A 258-nucleotide genomic window follows, 5' to 3' on the forward strand; every position below is an offset into this window, starting at 1 on the left:
GGTGTTTGATCGGTTTTGGGACACGGCAGGCGAGATATTTTGCCAGATACAGATAACTTCAACATGCCGTGCCCCTACATGGGGGGCGTTGTGACTGGGTGTTTGATCGGTTTTGGGACACGGCATGCGAGATATTTTGCCAGATACAGATAACTTCAACATGCCGTGCCCCTACATGGGGGGCGTTGTGACTGGGTGTTTGATCGGTTTTGGGACACGGCATGGGAAATATTTTGCCAGATACAGATAACTTCAACA

1 protein-coding gene is annotated in these 258 nt (G+C 49.6%); it reads left to right on the top strand.

Annotated elements, in window-relative coordinates; genetic code table 11:
• The first annotated feature begins 124 nt into the window (after positions 1–124).
• Positions 125–250: a hypothetical protein gene (locus MiSe_RS51870; RefSeq protein ID WP_264197188.1), complete on the top strand. Its 126-nt coding sequence runs from the start codon at positions 125–127 to the stop codon at positions 248–250.
• Positions 251–258 lie beyond the last annotated feature (8 nt).

This window comes from Microseira wollei NIES-4236 (assembly GCF_020521235.1).
Classification (GTDB): domain Bacteria; phylum Cyanobacteriota; class Cyanobacteriia; order Cyanobacteriales; family Aerosakkonemataceae; genus Microseira; species Microseira wollei.